General features: G+C 59.9%; 15 protein-coding genes. 8 read left to right on the top strand and 7 right to left on the bottom strand.

Going from position 1 to position 12,812, the window contains the following annotated elements:
* The first annotated feature begins 108 nt into the window (after positions 1-108).
* Genes IB212_RS06160 through IB212_RS06150 form a run of 3 tightly spaced genes read left to right on the top strand, consistent with a single transcriptional unit; the run spans position 109 to position 1,948 of the window.
* Positions 109-723 carry a methylthioribulose 1-phosphate dehydratase gene (locus IB212_RS06160; RefSeq protein WP_047363749.1) on the top strand — a complete coding sequence of 205 codons (615 nt, stop codon included), beginning with the start codon at positions 109-111 and terminating at the stop codon, positions 721-723.
* Positions 720-1,409, top strand: a complete 690-nt coding sequence (gene mtnC, locus IB212_RS06155; protein WP_024906997.1) for an acireductone synthase — start codon at positions 720-722, stop codon at positions 1,407-1,409. Before IB212_RS06160 ends, mtnC begins: the two co-directional genes overlap by 4 nt.
* Entirely contained in the window at positions 1,406-1,948 is a 543-nt protein-coding gene (locus tag IB212_RS06150; protein ID WP_047363753.1) for an acireductone dioxygenase, read from the top strand. Before mtnC ends, IB212_RS06150 begins: the two co-directional genes overlap by 4 nt.
* Positions 1,949-2,001: 53 nt before the next feature.
* Here the strand turns inward: IB212_RS06150 and IB212_RS06145 are convergent, their stop codons facing one another.
* Both IB212_RS06145 and mtnA read right to left on the bottom strand, forming a co-directional pair.
* On the bottom strand, positions 2,002-2,472 hold the full coding sequence (locus tag IB212_RS06145; RefSeq protein WP_041910935.1) for an SRPBCC family protein: 471 nt from the start codon (positions 2,470-2,472) through the stop codon (positions 2,002-2,004).
* A 42-nt stretch (positions 2,473-2,514) separates the two neighbouring features.
* Positions 2,515-3,531, bottom strand: a complete 1,017-nt coding sequence (gene mtnA, locus IB212_RS06140; RefSeq protein WP_041910936.1) for an S-methyl-5-thioribose-1-phosphate isomerase — start codon at positions 3,529-3,531, stop codon at positions 2,515-2,517.
* A 104-nt stretch (positions 3,532-3,635) separates the two neighbouring features.
* Between mtnA and mtnK the strand changes: the two genes are divergently transcribed.
* Entirely contained in the window at positions 3,636-4,835 is a 1,200-nt protein-coding gene (mtnK, locus tag IB212_RS06135; protein WP_041910937.1) for an S-methyl-5-thioribose kinase, read from the top strand.
* 40 nt (positions 4,836-4,875) lie between these two features.
* On the opposite strand, the gene IB212_RS06130 is transcribed toward mtnK, so the two are convergent.
* From IB212_RS06130 to IB212_RS06115, 4 genes are read right to left on the bottom strand one after another with little or no spacing between them, the layout of a single operon-like run.
* Positions 4,876-6,117, bottom strand: a complete 1,242-nt coding sequence (locus IB212_RS06130; protein ID WP_041910938.1) for an LVIVD repeat-containing protein — start codon at positions 6,115-6,117, stop codon at positions 4,876-4,878.
* On the bottom strand, positions 6,114-7,178 hold the full coding sequence (locus IB212_RS06125) for a sugar ABC transporter substrate-binding protein (protein ID WP_041910939.1): 1,065 nt from the start codon (positions 7,176-7,178) through the stop codon (positions 6,114-6,116). Before IB212_RS06125 ends, IB212_RS06130 begins: the two co-directional genes overlap by 4 nt.
* 19 nt (positions 7,179-7,197) lie before the next feature.
* The gene (locus tag IB212_RS06120; RefSeq protein WP_041910940.1) at positions 7,198-8,193 is read right to left on the bottom strand and encodes an ABC transporter permease; all 996 of its coding nucleotides are present in this window, start codon (positions 8,191-8,193) and stop codon (positions 7,198-7,200) included.
* Positions 8,190-9,692, bottom strand: coding sequence for a sugar ABC transporter ATP-binding protein (locus tag IB212_RS06115; protein WP_041910941.1), 1,503 nt, complete (start codon positions 9,690-9,692; stop codon positions 8,190-8,192). The genes IB212_RS06120 and IB212_RS06115 overlap by 4 nt, the downstream gene beginning before the upstream one ends.
* A gap of 159 nt (positions 9,693-9,851) precedes the next feature.
* Here IB212_RS06115 and IB212_RS06110 point away from each other — a divergent pair, with 159 nt between their 5' ends.
* From IB212_RS06110 to IB212_RS06095, 4 genes are all read left to right on the top strand, one after another.
* Positions 9,852-10,940 carry an oxidoreductase gene (locus tag IB212_RS06110; protein WP_041910942.1) on the top strand — a complete coding sequence of 363 codons (1,089 nt, stop codon included), beginning with the start codon at positions 9,852-9,854 and terminating at the stop codon, positions 10,938-10,940.
* A gap of 57 nt (positions 10,941-10,997) precedes the next feature.
* Complete coding sequence (locus IB212_RS06105) at positions 10,998-11,741, top strand: SDR family NAD(P)-dependent oxidoreductase (RefSeq protein WP_028012303.1); 744 nt, start codon at positions 10,998-11,000, stop codon at positions 11,739-11,741.
* Between the two features lie 183 nt (positions 11,742-11,924).
* Positions 11,925-12,221, top strand: coding sequence for a type II toxin-antitoxin system RelE/ParE family toxin (locus IB212_RS06100; RefSeq protein WP_023303272.1), 297 nt, complete (start codon positions 11,925-11,927; stop codon positions 12,219-12,221).
* The gene (locus tag IB212_RS06095) at positions 12,202-12,606 is read left to right on the top strand and encodes a helix-turn-helix domain-containing protein (RefSeq protein WP_041910943.1); all 405 of its coding nucleotides are present in this window, start codon (positions 12,202-12,204) and stop codon (positions 12,604-12,606) included. The genes IB212_RS06100 and IB212_RS06095 overlap by 20 nt, the downstream gene beginning before the upstream one ends.
* Here IB212_RS06095 and IB212_RS06090 read toward each other — a convergent pair.
* Positions 12,603-12,800, bottom strand: coding sequence for a YbdD/YjiX family protein (locus IB212_RS06090; protein WP_006809671.1), 198 nt, complete (start codon positions 12,798-12,800; stop codon positions 12,603-12,605). The genes IB212_RS06095 and IB212_RS06090 overlap by 4 nt on opposite strands.
* Positions 12,801-12,812: the final 12 nt, after the last annotated feature.

Below are 12,812 nucleotides of genomic sequence, written 5' to 3'. Positions count from 1 at the left end.
CTTGTAATACTTATGTTGCTGCCACTATAACACGATGTTAGTCTTTGGCAATCAAGACGCTTAGACGTCTAAACCATATCAATATTCCTGGCCGAGGGGTAAAAGGAAATGACAGACAACCTGCTGCTCACACACCTGGTCGACGCCTGCCGCTGGATAGGCGCCAAAGGCTGGGCACCCGCCACCGGCGGTAATATGTCGGTGCGTCAGGACGAGCACCTCTGCTGGCTCAGCGAATCCGGCAAGGACAAAGGCAGCCTGACCACCGACGATTTTCTACAGGTGGAGATCGCCACCAACCGGGTGCCGTCCTGTCGAAAACCGTCGGCGGAGACCGGGCTACACACCCTTATTTATCGCCTGTTCCCGGAGGCTAACGCCGTCCTGCACGTTCACACCGTTAACGCCACGGTGCTGTCGCGCCTGGTGAAAGAGGCTGAACTGAATATTAGCGGCTTTGAGATGCAAAAATCCCTCGCCGGACAGTCCACGCATCTGGATACGGTTTCCATCCCGGTATTTGATAACGACCAGGACATCGACGCCCTCGCCTCGCGCATCGCCCATTACGCGCAGGAACGCCCGCTTAATTATGGTTTTCTTCTGCGCGGTCATGGCTTAACCTGCTGGGGACGCGACGTGGCCGAAGCCCGCCGTCATCTGGAAGGACTGGAATTCCTGTTTGAATGTGAAATGCGTTTACGACAACTGGAGAGAGTATGATTCGCGCAATTGTGACGGATATTGAAGGCACCACCAGCGATATTCGTTTTGTCCATGATGTTTTGTTCCCCTACGCGCGCGAGCGGCTGGCGGCCTTCGTGACCGCGCAGCAGTACGCCGAGCCGGTCACATCCATTCTGGACAACCTGCGTGATGAAATCGGTAACCCGCACGCCAGCGTCAGCGAGCTTATCGACGCCCTGTTTGCCTTTATGGATGAAGACCGCAAGTCCACTGCGCTCAAAGCGCTGCAGGGGATCATCTGGCACGACGGCTACGTCAACGGCGACTTTACCGGTCACCTCTACCCGGACGTACTGCCTGCGCTGGAAAAATGGAAAGCGCAAGGGATTGATCTCTATGTTTATTCCTCGGGCTCTGTCGCCGCGCAGAAACTGTTATTTGGCTACAGCGATGAAGGTGATATTACTCATCTGTTCAGCGGCTATTTTGATACCCACATCGGCGCCAAGCGCGAGGTTCAGTCTTATCAGAACATCGCGGCGCAAACGGGCATCGCCCCGTCGCAGATCCTGTTCCTCTCCGATATCCATCAGGAGCTGGACGCGGCTGAACAGGCAGGTTTTCGCACCCTGCAGCTGATTCGCGGTGATGATGACGGCGCAAGCCATCACCATCAGGTCCACCAGTTTGACGAGATAAATCCGGAGCAGATCCCTTCATGAGCGCATTGACCATTTATTCCGATAAAGACGCCAGTAAGCATCAGTGGCACAGCACCGACGCCGCCGAGATCGCTCAACAGCTCAACGCTAAAGGCGTGCGCTTTGAGCGCTGGGCGGCAGACCGTGATTTAGGGCAGGATCCTGCGCCCGAAGCCGTGATCGCGGCGTATCAACATGCGATCGACAAGCTGGTGGCAGAGAAAGGCTATCAGAGCTGGGATGTCATCAGCCTGCGCGCCGACAATCCGCAGAAAGAGGCGCTGCGCGCGAAGTTCCTCAACGAACACACCCACGGCGAGGACGAAGTACGCTTTTTCGTGGAAGGCGCGGGCTTGTTCTGCCTGCACATTGGCGATGAGGTGTATCAGGTGCTCTGCGAGAAAAACGACCTGATCTCCGTACCCGCAGGCACACCGCACTGGTTTGATATGGGCTCAGAGCCGAACTTTACCGCCATTCGTATTTTCGACAATCCGGAAGGCTGGGTTGCCCAGTTTACGGGCGATGCAATCGCGGATGCGTATCCACGCCTGGCCTGATCTTTTCTCCCTCTCCCTGTGGGAGAGGGGCGGGGTGAGGGCACCAGCGCGCACTAAGCGTTAAGCCCTTTCACATACTCCACCAGCTGATCCAGCACTATCCCCCACCCTTCGTGGAAGCCCATCTGTTCATGCTGCTCGCGGATTTCCTTCGTCGGATGGCGCGCTATCGCCGTATAGCGGGTTTTCCCCTCCCCGACGTCTTCCAGCAACAAAATTGCCGTCATAAACGGCTTCTCGGCCGGTTTCCAGCCTTCGGTATAGCCGTCGGTAAACACCAGCTTTTTCCCCGGGTCGATTTCCAGGAAGACACCCCGGTTATCCATCCGCTGCCCGTCCACCTCAAACACGGTGTTGAACCGCCCGCCCACGCGCAGGTCGAGGTCGCATTCGGTCACCTTGTGCGGAGCAGGAATGAAGAAGTTTTTGATGTGCTCGGGCGTGGTCCAGCAGAGCCAGAGCAGGTCGCGCGGTGCGTCCACCACGCGCTCCAGTTTTAAGTCTGTTTCAGGATCGAGCGTCACGATGTTGTCCTCTCAGGGAACCCCCTTAAAGGATAGCCGGACTCAGGCAAATTTCCCTTCCGCCACCTCATCCGGCGTGACCACACCCGTATCCAGCACCCAGCCGCTAATCAGCGAGGCAGGCGTGACGTCGAATGCCGGGTTATAGACCACCGCGTTTTCCGGCGCCCACTGCACCGCGCCAAAGCTTCCGGCAACGCCCGTCACTTCGCTGGCGGCGCGCTGCTCGATGGGGATCGCATCCCCGTTCGGGCAGGCCGGGTCGAGCGTCGTTTGTGGGGCGGCGACGTAAAATGGAATACCGTGGAATTTCGCCAGCACCGCCAGCGAATAAGTGCCGATCTTGTTCGCCACATCACCGTTAGCGGCGATGCGATCGGCCCCCACCCACACGGCGTCCACCTGCCCTTTCGCCATCAGGCTGGCGGCCATGGAATCGGTAATCAGCTGATACGGCACGCCCAGCTCGCCAAGCTCCCACGCGGTCAATCTACCGCCCTGCAGCAGCGGGCGAGTCTCATCCACCCAGACGTTGCTGACGTTGCCTTCCTGATGCGCCCGTGCAATCACGCCCAGCGCCGTACCGACGCCCGCGGTTGCCAGCCCGCCGGTGTTGCAGTGGGTCAGCAGACGGCTGCCGGGCTTCACCAGCGCGCTGCCCGCTTTTGCAATCGCGTCGCAAAGCCGTTTGTCTTCGTCAATCAGGCGCAGCGCCTCAGCCACCAGCGCCGGAACGAAATCCTCTTCCCACAGCGCAAGCTTCATGCGGTCGAGGTTGTTCATCAGGTTTACCGCCGTCGGGCGGGATGCGCGAAGCGTTTCCAGCGCCACCGCCAGCTCATCGCGGCTTTTGCCGTTTTCCGCCAGCAGCGCCAGCAGCAGGCTTGCAGAGAGACCAATCAACGGCGCGCCACGCACGCGCAGAGCGTGGATATGCCCAACCAGCGCCTCCACCGTTGAGGCATCCAGCCAGCGTTTCTCCTGCGGAAGCGCCTGCTGGTCGAGAATAAAGAGCTGATTATTCGCCACCCGCAGGCTGGTCGTCTGTAATGTCTGCATGTCGTTAATTCCCTGTTGCGTTGTTGTGGCACATTGTGTCAGGATGAAATCCAGATGTATAGACGTCTACATGTCTTAATTAGTTAACTCGTGAGGAACAGGCCATGTCGCAATACCGTACCTTTACCGCTCAGGACGCCGTGGAGTATGCCAGGCAGTTTGGTGGGCTTGACGATCCGTCATCGCTGGTAGAGGCGCAGGAAGTGGGCGACGGCAACCTCAATCTGGTTTTTAAAATTTACGACAGCGCGGGCGTCAGCCGCATCATCGTCAAACAGGCACTGCCCTACGTGCGCTGCGTCGGCGAGTCCTGGCCGCTGACGCTGGATCGCGCCCGCCTCGAGGCGCAAACCCTGGTCGAGCATTACCAGCACAGCCCGCAGCACACCGTGAAAATCCACCACTTTGACCCGGAACTGGCGGTGATGGTGATGGAAGATCTCTCCAGCCATCGCATCTGGCGCGGCGAGCTGATCAAAAACATTTACTACTCGCAGGCGGCGCGCCAGCTGGGTGAATACCTCGCGCAGGCGCTGTTCCACACCAGCGATTTCTACCTGCACCCGCACGAGAAAAAAGCGCAGGTGGCGAAATTCATCAACCCGGAGATGTGCGAGATCACCGAAGATCTGTTCTTCAACGATCCGTACCAGGTTCATGAGCGCAATAACTACCCTGCCGAGCTGGAAAATGACGTCGCCGCCCTGCGCGACGACGCCCCGCTAAAAATTGCCGTGGCCTCCCTGAAGCACCGCTTCTTCTCGCATGCCGAAGCGCTGCTGCACGGGGATATTCACAGCGGCTCGATTTTTGTGGCCGACGGCAGCCTGAAGGCCATCGACGCCGAGTTCGGCTATTTCGGGCCGATTGGCTTTGACGTCGGCACCGCCATCGGCAACCTGCTGCTCAACTTCTGCGGCCTGCCGGGGCATCTGGGCATTCGTGATGCCGCCGCCGCGCGCGAGCAGCGCCTGACCGATATTCTGGAGCTGTGGAACACCTTCGCGGAGCGCTTCCAGGCGCTGGCACACGAGAAAACGCGCGACGCCGCGCTCAGTGCGCCGGGCTATGCCTCCGCCTTTCTGAAAAAGGTCTGGCATGATGCCATCGGGTTCTGCGGCACCGAACTCATTCGCCGCAGCGTCGGGCTTTCCCACGTCGCGGATATCGACAGCATCCAGGACGAGGCCATGCGCCACGAATGCCTGCGCCACGCGATCGCGCTCGGCAAAGCGCTGATTCTGATTGCCGACCGCATCGACAGCGCGGAAGATCTGGTGGCGCGGGTGCGGCAATACAGTTGATTTTCTCCCTCTCCCTGTCGGAGAGGGCATCAAACCGCACTTACCCCAGATACTCAATCACCGACAGCCCGGCGTTATAGTCCGTGCTGTAGATAATTCCCTGCGCATCCACAAACACGTCACAGGACTGGATCACCTGCGGGCGATTCGGCCGCGTGTCCATCATCCTCTCCGGTGCCGCGGGCACCAGCGCGCCGGTTTCCACTGGGCGATACGGATTAGAAATGTCATACGCGCGCACGCCCGCGTTCTGATACGTCGCGAAAATCAGCGTCGAGCTGACGAAGCTTTCGGGACGGTTCTCGTGCAGATTGTGCGGGCCGAAATGCGCCCCTTTTGCCACGTAGTCGGTTTCATTCGGCTGCGGGAAGGTCGAGATGCTCACCGGGTTCGACGGCTCGCGAATATCAAACAGCCAGATCAGCTTCTCGCCGTCCTGCTGGTTATCGAGCACCGCTTCGTCCAGCACCACCAGCAGATCCCGGTCCGGCAGCGGCAGCGCGGTGTGCGTCCCGCCGCCAAACGGCGGGCTCCAGTTACGGTGGCTAATCAGCGTCGGCTGACTGCGGTCCTTCACGTCAAGCAGCGTTAAGCCGCCGTCGCGCCAACTGCCGTACGCCGTATCGCCGGCAATAATCGCGTGATGCAGCGCGTAGCGCTTTCCCTCCGGCCAGTTCGGCTGTTCGCCTTCGGCCTGGTTCATGCCCGGCAGCCACCAGCGCCCTGCCACCTCAGGCTTACGCGGGTCGGCCAGGTCGATCGTCAGAAAGATGTAGTCGGTAAAACCGTCGATCAGCGCCGACACGTACGCCCAGCGGCCACCGACGTACCAGATGCGGTGAATGCCGATGCCGCTCAGCGAGAGAAAGCTGATTTCGCGCGGCGCGTCCGGCGTGGAGATATCAAAAACGCGAAGCCCGGCGCTCCAGCCCCTGTCCTGCACGTCGCTGACGGTCTCTCCTACCTGACGGGTGTAGTAGACCTTCTCGTCGGCGAAGCGGGCATCGGCAAACAGATCCCGGGCGTTGATCACCAGCAGCAGGTCGTCATGCGCCTGGAGGTGCACGTTCCAGGTGCCCGGCGGCGCAGGAAAATAGCCCGCGGGTTTCGGGTTTTTCGGGTCGCGCACGTCTACTATCGAAAAGCCCTGCGACACCATATGGCCGATATAGGCGAAACCGCGGTGCACCATCAGCTGCACGCCGTCCGGGCGACCGCCCTGATCGCTATGGCCGATCAGCCGCATATTGCGGCTGTATTCTGGCGTAGGGAGGATACTCATTTATTTTTCGCTTCCAGCGTCGCAAACCACGGCGCGATAAAATCTTCCGTCTGGCCCCAGCCCGGAATGATTTTGCCCAGCGACGCTACGTTCACCGCCCCCGGCTGCGCGGTCAGCAGCGCCTGCGGGATCGCAGCGGCTTTGAAGTCGTAGGTGGCAGGCGTGGCTTCTCCGGCAATCTTGTTGGCGACCAGACGCACGTTGGTCGCCCCAATTAGCTTCGGATCCACCGCCACGCTCACCTTCCACGGGCTGCCCGGCTCGCGCATCAGCTGCAGATCCTGGTTGGAGATGTCAATGCTATAGAGCTTGATCTCGGTGCGTCCATTCTCCTTCAGCGCTTTATACGCCCCCTGGCTGAAGGCGTCCCAGGTCCCCCAGATGGCGTCGATTTTGCCTTTCGGGTATTTCGCCAGGATCGCGCCCACCTTGTTGGCGGTGTCGCCCTGCACGTCAGAAGAGACCGCGCCGATGGACTCCAGCTCTTTAATCTCCGGGTACTGCTTTTGCAATTCTTTATAGGCTGCCTGACGGCGCTCCATCGGCGGGAAGCCCGCCACCCACAGCTTGACGATGTTGGCCTTGCCATTGAAATCTTTCGCCAGTTGGCCGAAGGAGAGATTCGTCAGGGAGGCGTCGTCCTGCTGGGTGACGGTCACGCCCGGGATCTCGCCGTTAACGGCGGTATCAAAAACGGCGACCTTGATCCCGGCATCCACCGCCTTCTTCACCAGCGCGGTGGAGTACGGATCGCGGCCCTGCGACAGGATGATCCCGTCATATTTCTGGCTGATGGCCTGGTTAACGAAGTCCTGGAATTTAGCGTCATCCCCGTTGCTCAAAAAGGTGCTGACCTTAAAGCCGAGCTTTTTCCCTTCCTGAATGGCCCCGGCAACAAACTGCGTGGTGTTGTCGTCCGAGCCGAGGTTACGGATCACCGCGATGCGGATCGGTCCGTCGTGGTTCGCAATGGCGGCCGGAACCGGCGCGGGCGTGGCCGCGAATCCCGGCAGAGAAGTGAGTAACCCCAGTGCCACCAAAGAGAGCGCAATCTTTTTCATTTTTTATCCCGTTGTGTTGTCAGCGTTTTTGTATGTAGGTAATCGCCAGTGCTACCGCGAGCACCAGCCCTTTTATTATGTCCATGGCGTAATACGGCACGGAGAGCATCACCAGCCCGTTCGACAGCACGCCGAGGATCACCGCCCCCACCAGCGTGCCCAGCGCGTTCGGCTTGCCGGACCCGGCCAGCGAGAAGCCAATCCACGCCGCGGCCACCGCATCCATCAGATAACCGCCGCCCGCATTGACCTGCGACGATCCGATGCGGGAGGCCAGCAGAATACCGCCCAGCCCCGCCAGCAGCGAGGCAATCACGTAGGCCGCCACCTTGTAGCGCGTGGTGCGAATGCCCGAGAGGCGCGCCGCTTCCGGGTTGCCGCCAATGGCATACATCCGGCGTCCGTGAGTGGTCAGCGACAGCCCCAGCTGCGCCAGAAGGGTCACCGACAGCATGATGATGACGATGGTCGGCACCTGCCCCAGCAGGCTGAACGCCGCCGGAATGGTCCCTTCCGCCATGTCGCCGCTCGGCAGCACCATGTTCTCGGTAATCGACCCGCCGTAGCTGTAGGTCATCGCCACGCCCTGGATGACAAACAAGCTGGCGAGGGTGGCGAGCATGTCCGGAATACGCAGGATGACGATCAGGAAAGCGTTAAACAGGCCGACCAGCGTGCAGAGCGCGAGAGTGATTACAATCGACTCGGTGGTGCCGAAGCCGTGCCAGACGAAAAGCGAAATGACCAGCGCGTTCGCCAGCGACGCCGTGGAGCCCACGGAGAGATCGAACCCGCCGACGGTCAGCGAAATCGACACGCCAACGGCAATCACCGTCACGATGGCAATCGAGCGCAGAATGTTAATGATGTTGTTCGGGTCGAGGAAGCTGTCCGACGCCAGGCCAAAGACGGCCACCAGCGCGACGACGGTCAGCAACATGCCCCACTTGTAGAGAAAATCAAAAAGTTGCTGACGGCCAGACGCCGTCGCGTTTACTGAAAGGGCCTTGCTCACGACGCCGTTCCTCCGGTTGAATAATAAAGTAGTGTCTCTTCACGGGCCTCGGCCCCGGCGATTTCTGCCACGATGCGCCCGTCCCACAGGACGCAGATGCGGTCGCACAGTCCCACCAGCTCGGCAAACTCGCCGGAGGCGTAGATCACCCCTTTGCCCTCGCGAGCCAGGCCGTCAATCAACTGGAACAGATCGGTTTTGGCCTTCACGTCCACGCCTTTGGTCGGCTCGTCGAAAATCAGCACGCTGGCGTCATTACGCAGCCATTTACCGATGGCGATCTTCTGCTGGTTGCCGCCGGATAAGCGGCGCAGCACCTGCCCCGGCCCTCGGGCGCGCACGCCGACGCGAGCAATCACCTCTTCCGCCCAGCGCCACGCCTGACGATGGCCAAACAGGCTCCAGCGCGAGAAGCTGTTATCGGCGCACACGGCTAGATTCATGCTCACCGGCTCGTCGATAAAAATGCCCTCTTTACGCCGCTCTTCCGGCACCAGCGCCAGGCCGCGCAGCACCGAGTCGGCCGGGTCGCGCGGCTGCCAGGATTGATGATTCAACTCGCCGTTTGCCACGCGGCTTTTGGTAGCGCCAAACAGCGCCTTGCAGAGTTCGGTTTTCCCCGCGCCCGCCAGCCCGGCAATCCCGAGAATTTCGCCTTTGCGCAGGTGCAGGGAGATATCTTTCAGCAGCGCGTCGTCGTGCAGCCCTTCCACCCGCAGCAGCGTCTCTTCGCCGTGCGGCGGCCGCGCGGGCGGATAGATATCGCTCAGCACGTGGCCGAGCATCTTCTCGACGATCGCTTCGCCGCTAAGATCGGCCATCGGGCCGGACTCGATCAGCTTGCCGTCGCGAAGCACCGTCAGGGTGTCGCAGATGGCCTTCAGCTCGTGAATGCGGTGGGAGATAAACACCACGCCGATGCCCTGCTGTTGCAGACGTCTTACCACCGCAAACAGACGCTCGCTCTCGTGCGCGTCCAGCGGCGCGGTGGGCTCGTCAAGAATCAAAAAACGGCAGTGGTGGGACAAAGCGCGTGCCAGCAAAATCTGCTGCTTTTCGGCAAGCGTGCAGCCGTCGATGGAGCGGCGAACGTCCAGCGTAACGTCGAGCTGCGCCAGCGCCTGCCGCGCCTGCTGACGAACGGTGCGCCAGCGGTAGCGATGCCCCGGCTGCGCCAACTGGTCGAGCATGATGTTTTCAGCAATGCTTAACCCCGGGATCAGCGCCACGTCCACCTCCTGCTGCACGAGGTGGATGCCCAGCCGTTTGGCGTCCAACGGCTCGCGAATGTTTACCGGCTGGTTGTTAATGGAGATTTCGCCTTCATAGTGGTCGTGCGTCCCGCACAGCACCGCCATCAGCGTTGATTTCCCCGCGCCGTTGGCCCCGGTCAGCGCATGCACCGACCCGCCGTTCAGCGTGAAGTCCACGCGCGTCAGCGCCTGAAAGCCGGAAAAGGCCAGGCTGATACCGCGCATTTCAAGACGACTGGAAACCATCCGCGTAAATCCTTCATTACTCTTCTGATTTAGCGAATTTTTCACAGCTCCGGTTGACTGACAACGACGGAAAAGGCATAAGATAAAGCGAAATATTATTAGCCATCCGGATGTCCAGACATAACATCGGGTTAGCGCTTGCGAAAAAAGGACAACACCATGAGCAACACCGACATCCGCGTCGTGCCCGGCCCGGCGAACTACTTCTCCCATTCCGGAAGCCTTGCGCGCCTGGATGATTTCTTTACCCCGGAACAGCTTTCCCATGCGGTATGGATTTACGGCGAGCGCGCAATAGAGGGCGCACGCCCGTTCCTGCCGGAGAGTTTTAATGCGACGGGGGCAAAACATCTGCTGTTTAAGGGCCACTGCAGCGAGCGCGACGTCACCCGTCTGGTGAACGAATCCGGCAGCGATGCCAGCGTGGTGATTGGCGTCGGCGGCGGCGCGGTGATGGATACCGTCAAGGCCGTGGCGCGCCGCTTAGGCGTTCCGTTCGTGGGCGTCCCCACCATTGCCGCCACCTGCGCGGCGTGGACCCCGCTCTCCGTCTGGTACAACGACGCCGGTCAGGCGCTGCATTTTGAGATCTTCGATGACGCCAACTTCCTGGTGCTGGTGGAGCCACAAATCATTCTTAACGCCCCGGCGGAGTATCTGCTGGCGGGCATCGGCGATACGCTGGCGAAGTGGTACGAAGCGGTGGTGCTGGCACCTGAGCCGGAAACCCTGCCGCTGACCGTGCGGCTGGGCATTAACGGCGCGCTGGCGATCCGCGACGTGCTGCTGGAACACAGTGAGGAAGCGCTGGCCGACCAGCAGCGCGGCGAACAGACCCAGGCGTTCCGGGACGTGGTGGATGCGATTATCGCCGGTGGCGGGATGGTCGGCGGCCTGGGCGAACGCTATACGCGCGTGGCGGCGGCGCATGCGGTGCACAACGGCTTAACCGTGCTGCCGCAGACGGAAAAATACCTGCACGGCACCAAGGTGGCCTACGGCATTCTGGTGCAGAGCGCCCTGCTCGGCCAGGACGACGTGCTGGCGCAGCTGGTGGCGGCATACCGGCGCTTTAATCTGCCGACCACGCTTCGCGAGCTGGACGTCGACATCAATAACCGCGACGATCTCGACAAGGTCATCGCCCACACGCTGCGCCCGGTGGAGTCGATTCACTATCTGCCGGTGACGTTAACGCCTGAGGCTCTGCGCGCCGCGTTTGAGAAAGTAGAATCCTTCCGCCGTTAATTGCGCCGACGGGCTATACCTAATGATGGTTCTCACCACTCTCGTAACGAGGTCATCATGCAGATCGATTTAACAGGTAAAAAGGCGCTGGTTACCGGCGCCAGCCGCGGGCTGGGTCGTGCGATTGCCCTGTCGCTGGCGCGCGCCGGTGCCGATGTGGTCATCACCTATGAAAAATCCGCCGATAAAGCCCAGGCGGTCGCCGATGAAATTAAGGCGCTGGGGCGGCACGGCGAGGCCATTCAGGCCGACAGCGCCAGCGCGCAGGCGATTCAGGATGCCGTCACCCATGCGGCACGCTCTCTCGGTGGGCTGGACATCCTGGTCAATAACGCCGGTATCGCGCGCGGCGGCCCGCTGGAGTCCATGACGCTGGCGGACATCGACGCACTGATCAACGTCAACATCCGCGGCGTGGTGATCGCCATTCAGGAAGCGCTGGTACACATGTCCGACGGCGGGCGCATTATCAACATCGGCAGCTGCCTGGCGAACCGCGTGGCACAGCCGGGGATTGCCGTCTACTCAATGACCAAATCTGCACTGAACTCCCTCACCCGTGGTCTGGCCCGCGATCTTGGCCCGCGCGGTATTACCGTTAACCTGGTGCACCCCGGCCCGACCAACAGCGATATGAACCCGGAGGACGGTGAACAGGCTGACTCACAGCGTCAGCTTATTGCCCTGGGCCATTACGGCCAGCCGGAAGACGTCGCGGCGGCGGTCACCTTCCTCGCCAGCCCGGCAGCCGGGCAGATCTCAGGTACCGGTCTGGACGTGGACGGCGGTTTGAACGCCTGATCGCAATATTCCTGCAAGCCTCTGTCGCCGGGCAGAGGCCTTTTCGAGCCGCCTCGACGGTTTGCGTTTTGCCTCTTACCTGCGCTTTTTTTCCGCTTTACAGTACCCCATAAGAAATTCGGAATTTATCTAATAGTCTTATTATTTCCTTATAATTTGTGTGGGCGTACAGTGGAGGTACGGATGAAGATTGTCTGGTCAAAGAATGCAAAGAAAGAGTTTTCCAAAATCGATGGCCGATATCAGCGAAGAATCAAAGCAAAACTTGCTGAGCTGGACGATCGCTCAGCTCCCCGGCCCGATATCAAAAAAATATCGGCAACAGAAAATCATTTTCGGCTACGCGTTGGCGATTACCGCATTCTGATTACACTTCGGGACGATCCCGATAACCATTGTTATGTTTTGGCCGTCAAGCGCAGAACATCAACGACCTACCTTCACGAGGAGAAAGCCCCCTATGGCTGTTCAGCTAATTAAGGACGATGAGGGAAAAGCGCAGTACGTCGTTATTCCCTATGATGAATACTTTCGTATGTGCTTACAGATGGCAGAAATTGACGACGAAAACGATGATGATCTAGAGGATATTGAAGTCGAACACGATTGTTATGATGACGTAGGATTACCTGGTGAAGTGTGCGACATCATGCATAGCGAGAATGTCAGCCTGCAGGCCGCGTGGCGTATCCTGCGCGGGCTATCCCAGCAGGAGGTGGCGGAAAAACTCGGCATCAGCCAGTCCGCCGTATCACAGCTGGAAGCGCTGGACTCCCGTCCGCAAAAGCGCACCCGCGAAAAGCTGGCGGCAATTTATGGCTGCAAGCAGGAGCAAATCAGCCTCTATTTACCGAAAGAGGGTTAACAGCACTTCGCCCCGCCCTTGCCGCCGTAACGGGCGTCCTGGCGGTCGCGGAAAAACTCTTCGTAGGTCATCGGCGTCTGGTCCGGGTGGTTGACGCGCATATGCTCGACGTAGTTATCGTAATCCGGCACGCCAATCATCATTTTGGCGGCCTGGCCCAGGTACTTACCTGCTTTGGAGAGGGTGTCGAACATCATTCTGGTCTC

It is taken from the genome of Enterobacter sp. E12 (assembly GCF_014596715.2).
Taxonomy (GTDB): Bacteria; Pseudomonadota; Gammaproteobacteria; order Enterobacterales; family Enterobacteriaceae; genus Enterobacter; species Enterobacter bugandensis.
The sequence above is the reverse complement of the archived record's forward strand: the minus strand, read 5'-3'. Positions and strand labels throughout refer to the sequence as shown.